This window comes from Bordetella pseudohinzii (assembly GCF_000657795.2).
GTDB lineage: Bacteria > Pseudomonadota > Gammaproteobacteria > Burkholderiales > Burkholderiaceae_B > Bordetella > Bordetella pseudohinzii.
Genome location: NZ_JHEP02000010.1, coordinates 25,575 through 41,953 on the forward strand (window position 1 = coordinate 25,575; position 16,379 = coordinate 41,953).

Annotated in this window: 10 protein-coding genes; 8 read left to right on the forward strand and 2 right to left on the reverse strand. The window is 67.7% G+C overall.

Annotated features, from left to right (window positions below):
• Positions 1-269: 269 nt before the first annotated feature.
• From xseA to pcaF, 4 genes are all read left to right on the forward strand, one after another.
• Positions 270-1,628 carry an exodeoxyribonuclease VII large subunit gene (gene xseA, locus L540_RS13600; protein ID WP_043207732.1) on the forward strand — a complete coding sequence of 453 codons (1,359 nt, stop codon included), beginning with the start codon at positions 270-272 and terminating at the stop codon, positions 1,626-1,628.
• A 92-nt stretch (positions 1,629-1,720) separates the two neighbouring features.
• A complete protein-coding gene (gene sodB, locus L540_RS13605) occupies positions 1,721-2,299 on the forward strand; it encodes a superoxide dismutase [Fe] (RefSeq protein WP_043207734.1) in 579 nt (192 codons plus the stop codon).
• Positions 2,300-2,522: 223 nt separating this feature from the next.
• A complete protein-coding gene (locus tag L540_RS13610; protein WP_043207879.1) occupies positions 2,523-3,860 on the forward strand; it encodes a chloride channel protein in 1,338 nt (445 codons plus the stop codon).
• A 105-nt stretch (positions 3,861-3,965) separates the two neighbouring features.
• A complete protein-coding gene (pcaF, locus tag L540_RS13615) occupies positions 3,966-5,171 on the forward strand; it encodes a 3-oxoadipyl-CoA thiolase (protein ID WP_043207736.1) in 1,206 nt (401 codons plus the stop codon).
• A 66-nt stretch (positions 5,172-5,237) separates the two neighbouring features.
• Here the strand turns inward: pcaF and L540_RS13620 are convergent, their stop codons facing one another.
• Positions 5,238-5,687, reverse strand: a complete 450-nt coding sequence (locus L540_RS13620) for a DUF192 domain-containing protein (protein ID WP_043207738.1) — start codon at positions 5,685-5,687, stop codon at positions 5,238-5,240.
• Positions 5,688-5,805: 118 nt separating this feature from the next.
• Complete coding sequence (locus L540_RS13625) at positions 5,806-6,051, reverse strand: cold-shock protein (protein WP_012249572.1); 246 nt, start codon at positions 6,049-6,051, stop codon at positions 5,806-5,808.
• A gap of 222 nt (positions 6,052-6,273) precedes the next feature.
• On the opposite strand from L540_RS13625, the gene clpS reads away from it, so the two are divergent.
• From clpS to clpA, 4 genes are all read left to right on the forward strand, one after another.
• Positions 6,274-6,588: an ATP-dependent Clp protease adapter ClpS gene (gene clpS, locus L540_RS13630; protein ID WP_043207742.1), complete on the forward strand. Its 315-nt coding sequence runs from the start codon at positions 6,274-6,276 to the stop codon at positions 6,586-6,588.
• A 105-nt stretch (positions 6,589-6,693) separates the two neighbouring features.
• Complete coding sequence (locus tag L540_RS13635; protein WP_231584805.1) at positions 6,694-11,856, forward strand: alpha-2-macroglobulin family protein; 5,163 nt, start codon at positions 6,694-6,696, stop codon at positions 11,854-11,856.
• Complete coding sequence (pbpC, locus tag L540_RS13640; protein WP_048026437.1) at positions 11,853-14,009, forward strand: penicillin-binding protein 1C; 2,157 nt, start codon at positions 11,853-11,855, stop codon at positions 14,007-14,009. Before L540_RS13635 ends, pbpC begins: the two co-directional genes overlap by 4 nt.
• A 53-nt stretch (positions 14,010-14,062) precedes the next feature.
• Positions 14,063-16,372 carry an ATP-dependent Clp protease ATP-binding subunit ClpA gene (gene clpA / locus L540_RS13645; RefSeq protein ID WP_043207744.1) on the forward strand — a complete coding sequence of 770 codons (2,310 nt, stop codon included), beginning with the start codon at positions 14,063-14,065 and terminating at the stop codon, positions 16,370-16,372.
• The last annotated feature ends 7 nt before the right edge of the window (positions 16,373-16,379 follow it).

The window sequence follows — 16,379 nt, forward strand, 5'->3', positions numbered from 1 at the left end:
TCAGTGGCAAGTCGCGGGGACAGGGCAAGCTATCCACAGTTTTTGTGGATAATTCTGTGCAAAACTTCCCGGAAACACACGTCCGCATTGGGTTTAGGGTGGGTTGCGTCTCTTTTGCTCAGTGTGATGTTTGTATTAAATGCATATAAATCAAAGGCTTGCACGGAAAATCAAGGCGTTCCGGGCAGCCGGCGGGGCGGCCGGGATTGCGCTATCATGCGAGCCCGCAATTTCAAGCCCTGTGGACACATTTCGCCCCTCCGAGCCCCATGACAATTGGATTTGCTGTCAAAGATGACGTATTCGCGCGGGATATCCTGTCGGTTGCCCAGCTGAACCAAGCCGTGGGGCAGCTCTTGGAGCGCAACATCCCGCCAATATGGGTGCGCGGCGAGGTGTCGAACTTCACGCAGGCGGCTTCCGGGCATTGGTACTTCACCCTCAAGGACGCCCGCGCCGCGGTGCGCACCGTCATGTTCCGCAGCCGGGCCTCGGCGGTCGGTTTCGTGCCGCGTCCCGGCGACCAGGTCGAGGTGCGCGCCCGGGTGTCGCTTTATGAACCCCGGGGCGATTACCAGCTGCAGGCCGACGCCATGCGCCGCGCCGGCGTGGGCGATCTGTACGAGGCTTTTCTGCGCCTGAAGGACAAGCTGGCGGCCGAGGGGCTGTTCGACCCCGAACGCAAGCGCGCCCCGCTGCGGCTGCCGCGCGCCATCGGCGTGGTGACGTCGCTGCACGCGGCGGCGCTGCGCGATGTGCTGTCGGCCCTGGCGCGGCGCGCGCCCCAGGTCGGGATCGTGATCTACCCGGCGCCGGTGCAGGGCGCCGACGCGGGCGCCCGCCTGGCGGCCCAGGTCCGCGCGGCCAGCGCCCGCCAGGAGGTCGACACGCTGCTCCTGGTGCGCGGCGGCGGCAGCATCGAGGATTTGTGGAGCTTCAACGATGAGGACCTGGCCCGCGCCGTGGCCGGCTGCGCCATGCCCGTGATCAGCGGTGTCGGCCATGAGACGGATTTCACCATCGCCGACTTCGTGGCCGACGTCAGGGCGCCCACCCCCACGGCAGCGGCCGAACTGGCTTGCGTGCCGCGCGCCGAGCTGTTGGCCTCGCTGGGGCATGCGGCCTCGCGCCTGGCGCGGGCGCAGCAGCGCCGCCTGGACCAGGCCGCCCAGCGCCTGGACCGGGCCAGCGCCCAGCTGATCTCTCCGGCCCAGCGCCTGGCGCATCAGCGCGAGCGCCTGAACACGCTGCGGCATCGCCTGGCCTCGGCCGCCCAGCGGCCCCTGGCCGCCAGCGGCAGCCGCCTGGCGGCATTGCGCCAGCGCGTGGCGCGCCACGCGCCGCAGACGGCGCGCGCGCTGGACCGCGTGCAGGGATTGATGCAGAGACTGGCGCGCGGCCAACAGGGCTTGCTGGCCGAACGGCGGGCGCGCTTGCAGGCCCTGTCCGGACAACTGCGCGCCCTCGATCCCGAACATACGCTGGCGCGCGGCTACGCCGTGCTGCGCGATGCCCAGGGGCGGGTGGTCAGCCAGGCCGGCGCGCTGGCGGTGGGCGAGCGGGTGAGCATCGATCTGGCCCAGGGCCGGGTAGGCGCCGATGTCACGGATATTGAATCCAGCCGTTAACCCCGCGGCGAGCCCGGGTTAAGGCGAAACCCCGCGAAGAGCCGATACAATCCAAGGGCTTGATCGTGCATTCAACAAAGAAGGAACCGACTATGGCACATACTCTTCCCCCTCTGCCTTACGCGCTGGACGCGCTGGCCCCGCGCATCTCCAAGGAGACGCTGGAGTACCACTACGGCAAGCACCATCAGACCTACGTCACCAACCTGAACAACCTGGTCCCGGGCACCGAGTTCGAGAACGCCTCGCTGGAAGACATCGTCAAGAAGTCCTCCGGTGGCATTTTCAACAACGCCGCCCAGGTCTGGAACCACACCTTCTACTGGAACAGCCTCTCGCCCAAGGGCGGCGGCGAACCCAGCGGCGCCCTGGCTGACGCCATCAAGGCCAAGTGGGGCAGCGTGGATGCCTTCAAGGAAGCCTTCAACAAATCGGCCGCCGGCAACTTCGGCTCGGGCTGGACCTGGCTGGTCAAGAAGGCCGACGGTTCGCTGGACATCGTCAACACCAGCAACGCCGCCACGCCGCTGACCACGGCCGACAAGGCGCTGCTGACCTGTGATGTCTGGGAACACGCCTACTACATCGACTACCGCAATGCCCGTCCCAAGTACCTGGAAAACTTCTGGGCCCTGGTGAACTGGGAATTCGCCGCGAAGAACTTCGCCTGATTGGCAGACGGCGCGCCTGGCGCGCCTTGCACGATCGACGGCCCGGCTCCTGCCGGGCCGTGTCATTTGTGCGGCGCCCTGGCTATCAGGCGCCTGTTACGGCGGCGGTGGTAAGGTTGGGCTGTCCCGCCACAAAAAGAATATGTCCCAGACCGCTTCTTCTTCGCCCCAGGCCCGCCCCTGGATCCGCGCCCGTCGCCTGGCCCGGCGCAAGACCCGCCAGATGCGGCGCTTCTCGCGCAAAGGCCTGCAGATCTCGCTCCTGCTGGCGGGCGCGGCCCTGGTGGCCCTGGTCTCCATGGGCTTTGCCCAGCTGGCGGATTGGGCCTTGGACTGGAACCGTCAATGGGCGGCCGCCCACGGCTGGCTGGCGCTGATCGTGCTGCCTTGCGCGCTGGCCGGCCTGCGCTGGCTGACGCTGCGCTATGCGCCCCAGGCCGCCGGCAGCGGGATCCCGCAAGTCATCGCCGCCTTGTCGCTGCGCCCGGGCCCGGCGCAGACCAGTCTGGTGTCCCTGCGGCAGACGCTCTGGAAAATCCCGCTCACCTTCCTGGCCATGCTGGCTGGCGCCTCGGTCGGGCGTGAAGGCCCCTCGGTGCAGGTGGGCGCGGCCGTCATGCTGTCCTGGGGCAATCTGTGCCGCCGCCTGGGGCTGCGCATGCGCGGCTTCCATGCCCAGGAATTGATCGCCGCGGGCGCCGCCGGCGGCCTGGCCGCCGCCTTCAATGCCCCGCTGGCCGGGGTGATCTTCGCCATCGAGGAGCTGGGGCGGGGCGCCGCGCTGCGCTGGCAGCGCCTGGTGCTGCTGGGGGTGCTGGCCTGCGGTTTCATGGTGGTGGCGCTGGCGGGCAACAATCCCTATTTCGGCGTATTCGGGGGGCAGGCCCTGGCCGAGAACATGATCGGCTGGGTCATCGCCTGCGGCCTGCTCAATGGCTGTCTCGGCGGCTTGTTCGCCCGCCTGCTGGGCAAGGGCCTGACCGGCGTGCTGCCGCAAGCCTGGCGCGAGACCGTGCGCCGCCGCCCCATCGCCGCGGCCTTCGGCCTGGGGCTGGCCGTGGCCCTGATCGGCCTGGCCAGCCAGGGCGCCACCTATGGCACGGGCTATGGCACGGCGGCCGTGCTGCTGGCCGGCGATGGCGCGGCGCCGGCGGGTTTCGGGCTGTCCAAGCTCGCGGCGACCGTGGCCTCGTATTGGGCCGGCATCCCGGGCGGCATCTTCACCCCGGCCCTGACCACCGGCGCGGGCCTGGGGCACCAGTTATGGCTCTGGACCGGCGGCAGCGTGGACGGCAAGGTGCTGGTGCTGATCTCGATGGCGGCCTTCCTGGCCGCGGCCACGCAGTCGCCGCTGACCGCCAGCGTGGTGGTCATGGAAATGACCGGCAGCCAGCCCATGCTGTTCTGGCTATTGGCCGGCTCGCTGCTGGCCTCGGTGGTGTCGCGCCAGTTCTGTCCCCAGCCTTTCTATCATCTCTCGGCCGGCCGTTTCCGCCGGGTCGCCCAGCTGGAGGCCGCCCGCCGCCAGGCGCCCAAACCGCCCGAGGTGTCCAAGCCGTAGACAGCGTCCGCAGCCTGGACATCTGCGGCTGCACCAGGATGGCGCGGGAAACGCTGCGGTAACATGGCCGCGATCCTGTTTCACCCATTCATCTTCTGACTAGCCATGACCCAGCAAGCCTTTATCTGCGATGCGATCCGTACTCCTTTTGGCCGCTATGGCGGCGCCTTGTCGTCGGTGCGCGCCGATGATCTGGCCGCCATTCCCATCAAGGCGCTGATGGCGCGCAACCCCAATGTGCGCTGGGAAGAGCTGGACGATGTGATTTTCGGCTGCGCCAACCAGGCCGGCGAAGACAACCGCAACGTGGCCCGCATGGCCACGCTGCTGGCCGGCCTGCCCATCGAGGTGGCTGGCTCCACGATCAACCGCCTGTGCGGCTCGGGCCTGGACGCCATCGGCACGGCCGCGCGCGCCATTCGCGCCGGCGAAGCCGGCCTGATGCTGGCCGGCGGCGTGGAAAGCATGAGCCGCGCGCCTTTCGTGATGGGCAAGGCCGACAGCGCGTTTTCGCGCAATGCCGCCATTTTCGACACCACCATCGGCTGGCGCTTCGTCAACAAGCTGATGAAGGCCCAGTACGGCGTGGACTCCATGCCCGAAACCGCCGAGAACGTGGCCGACGACTTCAAGATCTCGCGCGCCGACCAGGACAAGTTCGCCCTGGCCAGCCAGCAAAAGACGGCTCGCGCCCAGAAAGAAGGTTATTTCGACGCCGAGATCACGCCGGTGTCCATCGCGCAGAAAAAAGGCGATGCCATCATCGTCGACAAGGACGAGCATCCGCGTGAAACCAGCCTGGAATCGCTGGCCAAGCTCAAGGGCGTGGTGCGCGAGGGCGGCAGCGTGACGGCGGGCAATGCCTCGGGCGTCAATGACGGCGCGGCCGCGCTCCTGCTGGCCGACGAGAAGGCCGCCGCCCGCCATGGCCTGACCCCGCGCGCCCGCGTGGTCGGCATGGCCACCGCTGGCGTGGCGCCCCGCATCATGGGCATGGGCCCGGCGCCCGCCACCCGCAAGGTGCTGGCCCAGACCGGCCTGACCCTGGCCCAGATGGACGTCATCGAACTGAACGAAGCCTTCGCCGCGCAAGGCCTGGCCGTGCTGCGCGACCTGGGCATCGCCGATGATGACGCCCGCGTCAATCCCAATGGCGGCGCCATCGCGCTGGGCCACCCCCTGGGCGCCAGCGGCGCCCGCCTGGCGACCACGGCCATCAACCAGCTGCACCGCACGGGCGGCCGCTACGCCCTGTGCACCATGTGCATCGGCGTGGGCCAGGGCATCGCCCTCATCGTCGAGCGCGTCTGATCCGCGCCTCGCGGGGCAAGAAAAAGGAGCCGCGAGGCTCCTTTTTCGCTTCCGGGGCGGCCGTGCTCAGGGCAGGCCGTCGATCTTGGCGCCGGCCTTCACGCCGCGCTGGGCGAACCAGCCCTGGCTCATTTCGAGGGCATAGCGCACGGGTTTGCGCGAACAATGCGCGTCGTCGGTCTGCGGCGCCATGTCTTCGATATTCGATATCGTGCCATCATCGGCGATAAAGGCGATCGACAGCGGCAGCAGCGTATTGCGCATCCAGAAGCACTGCAGGTCGGGCGCTTCGAACACGAAAAGCATGCCGTTGTTGCCCGGCAGTTCCTGGCGGTTCATCAGGCCGATGCGGCGCTTATCTTCCGTGTCGGCGACTTCGGCCTGGATGACATGGATGCCCGTGGACAGCTGGGTGGTGGGCAAGCTGCCTTGGCGCGGGCCGCTGGCCATGACTGACAAGGGGGCGAGCGCCAGGGCCAGGACAGCCGGGCGCATCAGGGCGGAGAGGATCTGCATGTACGACAGCTAAGAGGGTCGGCGGATACGGCCGCCAAGCATGGCGCGCCGCGGCCGGTTGCAAATGAAAAGGCGGAGCCGTGGGCTCCGCCTGCATAATACCGTCTGTCAGGGTTGCTTAGGCCGACGTAATATTGAGTGCTTGCTTGCCTTTCGGACCCTGGATAATCTCGAAAGCGACTTTCTGGCCTTCCTTGAGGGTTTTGAAACCGTTCATCTGGATAGACGAAAAATGCGCGAAAAGATCTTCTCCGCCGTCATCGGGTGTAATGAAGCCAAAACCCTTCGCGTCGTTAAACCACTTGACGGTTCCGGTGGATTTTGGATTGTCCCCTTGGACGGCGGTTGCGGTCGTGTCAGACATGCGGACTGCCTCTTTTGAATCGTATGTTGGACGAAGGGGCCGTGGCTTGGCCTGAAGCCCATCCGGGAACGGTTGCCCTACAACGAGTTGAAAGGCTCCCGAATGCATGGATAATGCGCTCCTTTTCTTTCTGGCGTCAAGTATGGAAACTACGCATGTCTGTGTGTAATTTTGAGTAAGTGTGACGCGAATATTTGGACGATTAAATAGAATAGCCGCCCTATGAGTTCTACCTTGGATTCGCAGCACGATGTCGTGGTCGAAAAACAGCCGGCGCGCACCGCGCCGCCGCCGATGTACCAGGTCGTGCTTCTCAATGATGACTACACCCCGATGGAATTCGTGGTGAAGGTCCTGCAGAAGTTCTTCGGCAAGAACCAGGAAGAAGCCACCCGCATCATGTTGCAGGTCCATCACGAAGGCCGCGGCATTTGTGGCGTCTATCCACGCGATGTGGCAGCCACCCGGATCGCCCAGGTGGCGCAGTATGCGCGGGCCCGGCAACATCCCCTGCAATGCATCATGGAGCCGGTCTAGCCCGTTGACGCGGGGCGGCCAGCGCCCCTTATCCCCTCTTTCAAGTAAGGCCGTATCGGCCAGTGTCCTGGCGGCGGTCTGAGACGTAGCAGCACGAGGTGCGCCTTGGCAAACAAAAAGCAAGTCTGGCTGGGAGTGGGGGGCGCGGTCATTCTGGCCGCCGCCGTGGGGTTGGGATGGCTGGCCGGGCGCGGACCCGCGCCGCAATCCGTCTCGCCGCAGGCCGGGCAGGCGGCGGTCGCCGCCGCCGAACAGGCCGCGGCGGCCAAACCGGCCGGCCAGGCCACGGTGGGCAAGCCCGATCCCTTCGCCGCCTTGAATTGCCAGCCGCGCCAGTACAACGACAGCCTGGCGCTGGCGCTTACCTTTACCCAGCCCGTGGACCGCAAGGCCGATCTGGGACGCTATCTCCAGGTGACCGAGCTGGGCGCGGCCGCCCAGGACGAGGAGGGCGGCGGCCAGGGCCAGGCCCGGACCGGCCAGGCCGCGCCCAAGGGGCGCGCCGTCCAGGGCGGCTGGGTGGTCGGCGACAACCCTCGGGTGGTCTACTTTCCCTATGTGCAGCCGCTCAAGCGCTATGCCATCAGCGTGCGCGAGGGCCTGCCCGGCGGCGAGCCGCCAGGCGCCTTGCCGGAAGCGGCGCGCTGCGATGCCGCCACCCAGGCCATGCCGCCTTCCTTCTACTTCGCCAGCCGCGGCGTCGTGCTGCCCGCCGGCCAGAACGGCGGCCTGCCGGTGGCGACGGTCAACATGCCCGAGGTCGATGTGCAATTCCTGCGCGTGGACCCGCAGCGCGTGCCCGAGTTCTTCGACACGGTGCTGGGCGTGGGCCGCCAGCGCGGCGCCCGCGCCGACGCCGATGACGATGACGAGGGCTCCGAGGAAGACGAGTGGCGCTATGCCGATAACCGCAGCCTGAAGGGATCGGTCAGCAACTGGGACCTGGATCGCCTGAACACGCTGACCACCAGCGTCTACCAAGGGCGCTTCGTGACCGATGACAAGCCCAACCGGCGCCATGTGACCTTTCTGCCGGTCGAACACATCAAGGAACTGCAGGATCCTGGCATCTATATCGCGGTGATGAGCCAGCCGGGCCGTTTCCGCTACGAGTACCAGACCACCTATTTTTATGTCAGCGATATCGGCCTGCATGCGCGCCGCTACCCGGATCGCAGCGAAGCCTATGCCGTGTCCCTGAAGACCGGCCAGCCGCTGTCCGGGGTGCGCGTGGAACTGGTCGATGGCGCCGGCAAGACGCTGGCCCAGACCGACGCCGACGACCAGGGCCATGTGCGTTTCGAGGGCTCGCACGCCAATGCGCGCGTGATGCGCGCCACCCGCGGCAAGGAAATGACGCTGCTGGCCCTGGGCGAGCCGGCGCTGGACCTTTCCGAATACGACATCGGCGGCCACCCGGCGCGCAATAACAATCTCTTCGTCTATGCCGGGCGCAATCTGTACCGGCCGGGCGAGCAATTCCATGTGTCGGTGCTGGCGCGCGACCCGGACGGACAGCCCTTGCCGGCCAGCCCGCTGACGGCCACGCTCAAGCGTCCGGACGGGCGGGTGACGCGCACGACGCTGTGGCATCCGGCCAAGGACCTGCCCAACTACATCGAGCAGGCCATCGACATCCCGCAGGACGCCCAGACCGGCAACTGGATGCTGGAGCTGCGCGTGGATCCCGCCGCGCGGATTCCGGATGCCAGCTGGAAGTTCCAGGTCGAAGAATTCCTGCCCGAGCGCATGAAGCTCGCCCTGGCCTCGGAGCAGCCCGTCCTGGCGCCCGGCCAGACCTGGGAGGTGGCATTGCAGGGCGATTATCTGTACGGCGCGCCGGCGGCGGGCAACCGCGTGCTGGCCAGTTTCCAGGTCAAGCGCGACCGCATCGCGCTGCCGCGGCAATGGCCGGGTTTTGTGTTCGGCGATGTCGCCGACGACGCGCTGCGCCGTTTCGAGGAAGTGCCCGACAGCGAGTTGGACGAGGGCGGGCATGGCGAGATCCGCGTCGATCCCCAGGCGGGCCAGGCGCGTTCGCCCCTGAAGGTCCGGCTGTCGGTCAGCCTGCTTGAGTCGGGCGGGCGGCCCGTGGTCCGTTCCATCGAGCGCAGCGTCTGGCCGGCCGATACGCTGATCGGCCTGCGGCCGCTGTTTGACCGCGATGTGGCGCGCGAAGGCGCGCCGGCCGGTTTCGAAATCATCCGCGTCAACGCCGAAGGCAAGCCGCAGCCCATCGATGGCGCCCAAGTGCGCCTGTACCGCGAAGAGCGCCAATACTACTGGCGTTTCGATGATCAGCGCGGCTGGAACAGCGGCTATACCGAGACCGAAGAGCTGACGGATTCGCGCGTCATCGACATCGGCGAGCGCGCCTCGCTGTCGGTGGATGTGAAGTGGGGCCGTTATCGCCTGGAGATCGCCGATCCGCGGACCGGCCAGGTGGCGCGCTATCGCTTCTATGCCGGCTGGAACGCGCAGGACGCCGACGCCGTGGGCAACCGGCCCGACCGCGTGCAGCTCAAGCTGCAGGACTTGCCCGCCCAGCCTGGCGGCAAGGTCCGCATGACGGTCCTGCCGCCGCATGACGGCCAGGCCTTGATTACGGTCGAAGGCGACCGCATGCTGTGGTCGCAATGGCTGGCGGTCAAGGCCACGGGCACCGAGATCGAGATCCCGGTCGACGCGGCCTGGAAGCGCCACGATCTCTATGTGTCGGCCACGGTCTTCCGGCCGGGCAGCGAGGGCGACCGCGTGACGCCGGCCCGCGCGCTGGGCCTGGCCTATCTGCCGCTGGCCAGCAGCGGGCGCAAGCTGGAGGTGAGCCTGAACGCCGCGGCCAAGGTCGAACCCGAGAAGCCCGCCACGGTGCGCGTGAAGGTCGACGGCGCCTCGGGCGGCAAAGCCTATGTGACGCTGTCGGCCGTGGACGTCGGCATTCTCAACATCAATCAGTACGCCACGCCCGATCCCATGGACTTCTTCTTCGGCAAGCATCGTTATGCGCCGGAGCTGCTGGACATGTACGGCAAGCTGATCGAAAAAATGGACGGCACCCAGGGCCGCCTCAAATGGGGCGGCGACGCGGCCATGCGCGGCGACAGCCGCAGCCTGCCCAAGAAGGTCAAGCTGGTGGATCTATTCTCGGGCGCGGTGGCGCTCAATGAACAGGGCGAGGCCGAGATCAAGCTCGACCTGCCCGACTTCAATGGCACTTTGCGCCTGATGGCCGTGGCCTTCTCGGCGGACCGCTATGGCAGCGCCGAGGCCGAGATGACGGTGGCCGCTCCCGTGGTGGCGGAACTGAACACGCCGCGCTTCATCACGCCGGGCGACCAGGCCGCGGTGGCGCTGGACCTGACCAACCTGAGCGGCGCGACGCGCAAGCTGACGGTCAAATTGCAGGCGCTCGATCCGCTGGCCATCGCCGATAGCACCCGCAGCCTGACCCTGAAGGACAAGGAACGCGCGACGCTGCGCTTTGTGGCGACCACGACAGGTTCCTATGGCCTGGGGCGGATGCGTCTGGTGGTCCAGGGCGAGGGGCTGGACATCACGCGCGAGTCCGTGTTGCAGGTGCAGCCGGCCCATGCGGCCGAGCGCCGGGCGCGCCGCGTCCGCCTCAATCCCGGCGAGGAGTGGACACCCGCGGCCGATCTCCTGGCGAATTGGCATGCCGACTCGGTGACGGCGTCGATGACCTTGTCCAACCGCCCGCCGCTGAACGTCAACCGGCTGGTGCAGGGGCTGTTGAACTATCCCTATGGCTGCACCGAGCAGACCATCAGCGCAACACTGCCCTGGGTCATCATCGATGACGCCGCGGCCAAGCGTTTCGGGATGACGCCGCGCACGCTGGCCGAGCGCCAGGCCAGGATAGACGGCGCGCTCGCGCGCCTGTCGGGCATGCGCGGGGCGACGGGCGCCTATTCCCTGTGGGGCGATTCCAGCTCCCGCGATGTCTGGCTGACGGCCTATGCGCTGGGCTTCATGCAGGACGCCCGCGAGCGCGGCTTCAATGTGCCCGACAGCGGCCTGGAGCGCAGCCGGCAGTGGCTGCTCGAACAGCTGCAGCAGACGCCCAACAGCTTCGGCAGCTGGTCGGCCAATCTGCGCAAGGGCCTGGAGAGCGGCCGTTTCGACAGCGGCAGCGCCGACGTGCTGCGCAATGACCACCGCCGCTTCGCCGGCCTGGCCGCCGCCGCCTTGGCGCTGGCGCGGGATGGCAAGGCGCCCCTGTCCACGGTCCGGCAGCTGTTCGACAATTATGGCGAGCGGGCGCGCTCCCCCTTGCCGCTCATCCAGCTGGCGGCGGCCTTCAAGCTGCTGGGCGACGAAGGCCGCATGAAGACCGCGCTGGAGCAGGGCATGACGCGCGCCTATGGCATCACGCGCCGCGGTTCCGGTTATTACGATGAGTGGCTGGGCGACTACGGCAGCAGCGTGCGCGACTATGCCCAGGCCTATGCCTTGCTCAACCAATACGGTTTGCGCGATGCGCGCAGCGAAAACCTGCTCGAACAGGCCTCGGCCCGGATGGGGAACCGCTCCTATCTGTCCACCCAGGAACAAATGGCCCTGCTGCTGGCGGCCCACGCGGCCGGCGGCGACCGCGCCGCGCCCTGGCAGGCCCTGCTGCAACAGGGCGGCGCCAGCCGCAATCTGAGCAGCCCGCAGGACCAGACCCTGGAAATCGGGCCGGCGGACCTGGCGGCCACGCGCCTGCGCAATACGGGCAATCAATCGCTGTTCATGGAGTTTGACGCCCAAGGCACGCCCAGGACGGCGCCGGCGCCCCGCAATGATGTCATCGGCCTGCAGCGCGGCTGGTATCGTCCCGACGGCAGCGCCTGGGATGGCGGACTGTTGCAGACGGGCGACATGCTGGTGGTCTGGATCCAGGCCGATGCCACGCAGTATGTGCCCGATGCGCTGATCGTCGACCGCGTGCCCGCCGGCTTCGAGGTGGAGAACCTCAACCTCTCGCAAAGCCCCGAGATGCAGGATTGGCAGATCGGCGGGCGCCGGGTGGCCGAGGCCATGGCCAATCCCAATATCAAGCATCGCGAATTCCGCGATGACCGCTATGTGGCCGCGGCCACGCTGGGACGGGGCAAGGTCGATATCTTCTATCTGGCGCGCGTGGTGACGCCTGGCCGCTACAGCGTGCCTTCGGTGGTGGCCGAAGACATGTACCGGCCCGAGCTGCGCGGCGTGGGCGACACATGGAGCAGCATCGAGATCCGCGACCGGCAGCCGCGCAAATGACGCGGCGCGGGCGGCGCCTGGCCTGGGCCGGCGCCGTCCTGGCGGCGCTGCCGCTGGCTGCCCTGTTCGCGCTGGACCGGGCCTATCCGCTGCCGCCGGCCGGTTCGGCCGGGGCGCGCGTGGTCGTCGCCGACGATGGCACGCCTTTGCGCAACTACCCGAGCCGCGATGGCGTCTGGCGCTATCCCGTGAGGCCTGCGCAGGTATCGCCGCGCTATCTGCAGACCTTGCTGGCCTATGAGGACCGCTGGTTCTATTGGCATCCGGGGATCAATCCCTGGGCCATGGCGCGGGCGGGCTGGCAATGGGCCGCGCAGGGCCGCATCGTCTCGGGCGGCTCCACGCTCACCATGCAGGTCGCGCGCATGCTCGATCCGGCGCTGGCCGGGCAGCCCTCGCGCAGCCTGCGGGCCAAGGCGCGCCAGGTCTGGCGCGCGCTGCAGCTGGAAATACACTACAGCAAGGACGACATTCTCGCCCTGTATCTGGCGCATGCGCCCATGGGCGGCATCGTCGAGGGCGTGGAGATGGGCGCGCGCCTGTGGCTGGGCAAATCCGCAAGCGACCTGAGCGATGCCGAGGCGGCCTTGCTCACGGCCCTGCCGCAGGCGCCGTCGCGCCTGCGTCCGGACCGGCATCCGGAGACGGCGCGGCTGGCGCGCGACAAAGTGCTTGCGCGCATGCAGGCCTTGTCGATCTGGCCGGCCGATCGCGTGGCCGATGCGCGCATCGAGAATGTGGTGGCGCCGCCTTTGCGCGCGCGCTGGCTGGCGCCATTGGCCGCGCAGCGCCTGCTGGCCGGCCGGCCGCGCGCGCAGACGGTGGTGGCCAGCACGCTCGACGCCGACATCCAGGCCACGGTCGAGCGCATGCTGCTCGACCGCGTCGACGGCCTGCCGCCCAAGGTGTCCATGGCCGTCCTGGTGATGGACAACGACAGCCTGGAGGTCAAGGCCTATGCGGGTTCGGCGGACTTCTCCGACGACAGCCGCTACGCGCACGTGGACATGGTGCGCGCCGTGCGTTCGCCGGGCTCCACGCTCAAGCCTTTTCTCTATGCGCAGGCGCTGGACGACGGGCTGGTGCACTCGGAGAGCCTGCTCATGGACGTGCCCCTGTCCTTTGGCGGCTATGCCCCGGGCAATTTCCAGGCTTCCTTCTCCGGGCCGGTGAGCGTGTCCCAGGCCTTGCAGCGCTCCCTGAACGTGCCCGCCGTGGACCTGCTGGACCGCGTGGGGCCGGTCCGCTTTGCCTCGGCCATGCTCAATGCCGGCGTGCGCCTGCGCATGCCGGCCGGCGCGGCGCCCAACCTGAGCCTGATCCTGGGCGGGGGAGGGACGACGCTGGAAGAACTGGTGGGCGCTTATCGCGCGCTGGCGCGGGAGGGCCTGGCGGGCCAGCCGCGCCTGAGCCCCGATGAGCCCCGGCGCGAGAGCCGGGCCATGAGCGCGGGCGCGGCCTGGATCGTGCGCGATATCCTGGAGGCGGGCGGCCATCCGGAAAGACCCTTGTTCCAGCAGGGCGGAGCCGGGCCGGCGCTGGCATGGAAAACCGGCACCAGTTTTGGATTCCGCGACGCCTGGGCCATCGGGGTGACGGATCGCTGGACCCTGGGCGTCTGGGTCGGCCGCCCGGATGGCACGCCCAATCCGGGGTTTTTTGGCGCCAATGTTGCCGCGCCCCTGTTACGCGATGTGGCCTCGGCGCTGCCGGCCGGCCCGCCCGCGGCCCGCAAGCGCCCCGGCACGGTGCGCGCCGTCGTCACCTGCTGGCCCCTGGGCTGGCGCCTGGACCGCGCGCCCGGGGGCGTCTGCCCCGAACAACGTGCCGCCTGGGCCTTGAACGATACGGTTCCGCCCTCATTTGCGGAGTATGCCAATGTGTCGCGCGGCCCCATGCGCATCGAGGGGGTGGCCCAGGGTTCGGTGCTGCGGCCGGTGCCGGGCGCGCGTGCCGTGGCGCTGGATGTCGGCGTGCAGGGCGCCGAGGGCCGGGTATGGTGGATGCTTGATGGCAAACTCTATCGGCAGGCCGGCGCGGCCGAAACACAGGGATTGGCCCTGGCGCGCAATGGCTTGCACCGTCTCACCGTGATGGACGAAGCGGGCCGGTACGCCGGCCTCGAATTTGAAATCGCTGGCGTTACGCCCTGATCGGCATAGAATATGAAGCGTGTACCTGCCGCTTCGTGCGTTACGGAGGAAGCGTGATTTCCCAAGAGCTTGAAGTCAGCCTGCATATGGCATTCGTCGAGGCCCGCTCCGCCCGACATGAGTTCATTACTGTCGAGCATTTGTTGCTGTCGTTGCTGGACAACGCCTCGGCAGTCGAGGTCTTGCGCGCCTGCGCGGCCAATCTGGACGACTTGCGCCGAAACCTGCGCCAATTCGTGACAGAAAACACCCCGGTCATTCCCAGCGGCGCCGAGGTCGATACCCAGCCCACGCTGGGCTTCCAGCGCGTGATCCAGCGCGCCATCATGCATGTGTCGGCCGGCGGCACGGGCAAAAAGCCCGTCACCGGGGCCAATGTGCTGGTCGCCATCTTCGGCGAAAAAGACTCGCACGCCGTGTACTACCTGCAGCAGCAGGGCGTCACGCGCCTGGATGTGGTCAATTTCCTGTCGCATGGCATCACCAAGCAGCCCCAGGAAGAACCCTCGGCCGTCCAGAAAGAACAGCAGAGTCCCGGCGAAGAGGGCGGCGAGTCGCGCCAATCGCCGCTGGACCAGTACGCCACCGACCTGAACGCCGCCGCGCTGGCCGGCCGCATCGACCCGCTCATCGGCCGCGAACACGAGGTCGAGCGCGTGATCCAGGTGTTGTGCCGCCGCCGCAAGAACAACCCGCTGCTGGTGGGCGAGGCTGGCGTGGGCAAGACGGCCATCGCCGAAGGCCTGGCGTGGCGCATCACGCGCGGCGAGGTGCCCGAGATCCTGCAATCGGCCCAGGTCTATGCGCTGGACATGGGCGCCTTGCTGGCCGGCACCAAGTACCGCGGCGATTTCGAGCAGCGCCTCAAGGGCGTGCTCAAGCAGATCCGCGGCAATCCGGACGCGGTGCTCTTCATCGACGAGATCCACACGCTGATCGGCGCCGGTTCGGCCTCGGGCGGCACGCTGGATGCGTCCAATTTGCTCAAGCCGGCCCTGTCGTCCGGGCAGCTCAAGTGTATCGGCGCGACCACCTACACCGAATATCGCGGGGTCTTCGAGAAAGACCACGCGCTGTCGCGCCGTTTCCAGAAGATCGACGTCCCCGAACCCAGCGTCGATCAGACCGTGCAAATCCTGCGCGGCCTGAAGAGCCGCTTCGAGGAACACCACAGCGTGCGCTATTCGGCCGCCGCCCTGAGCGCGGCCGCCGAGCTGTCGGCGCGCTATATCAATGACCGCCATCTGCCGGACAAGGCCATCGACGTCATCGACGAGGCCGGCGCCGCCCAGCGCCTGCTGCCGCGTTCGCGCCAGAAGAAAGTCATCGGCAAGGCCGAGATCGAGGCCATTGTCTCCAAGATCGCGCGCATTCCGCCGCAGTCGGTCTCCAGCGACGACCGCAGCAAGCTGGCCACGCTGGACCGCGACCTGAAGACCGTCGTCTTCGGCCAGGACCAGGCCATCGACGCGCTGGCCGCCGCCATCAAGATGGCGCGCTCCGGCCTGGGCAAGCCCGACAAACCCATCGGCGCCTTCCTGTTCTCCGGCCCCACCGGCGTGGGCAAGACCGAGGTCGCGCGCCAGCTGGCCTTCACGCTGGGCGTGGAGCTGCTGCGCTTTGACATGTCGGAGTACATGGAGCGCCACGCGGTCTCGCGCCTGATCGGCGCGCCTCCCGGCTATGTCGGCTTTGACCAGGGCGGCCTCTTGACCGAAGCCATCGCCAAGCAGCCGCATTGCGTGCTGCTGCTCGATGAAATCGAAAAAGCCCATCCGGACATCTTCAATATCCTGCTGCAGGTCATGGACCACGGCACGCTGACGGACAACAACGGGCGCAAGGCCGACTTCCGCAACGTCATCCTCATCATGACGACCAATGCGGGGGCCGAGACCCTGAACCGCGCGGCCATCGGCTTTACCAATACGCGCGTGGTCGGCGACGAGATGGCCGAGATCCGCCGCATGTTCACGCCGGAGTTCCGCAACCGCCTGGACGCCATCATCCCCTTCGCGCCGCTGGATCGCGAGATCATCCTGCGCGTGGTCGACAAATTCCTCATGCAGCTGGAAGACCAGCTGCATGAGCGGCGCGTCGAGGCGGTGTTCACCGAGAAGCTGCGCGACTACCTGGCCAAGCATGGTTTCGATCCGCTCATGGGCGCGCGTCCGATGCAGCGGCTCATCCAGGACACCATCCGCCGCGCCTTGGCCGACGAGCTGCTGTTCGGGCGCCTGGTCGACGGCGGCAATGTCACGGTGGACCTGGACGAGAACGACAAGGTGGTCCTGTCCTTCGACGAGCCGGCCAAACCTACGCCCCGCGCCAAGGACAAGCCGGAAGTCGAGTTGGTCGACTGAAGCCGGC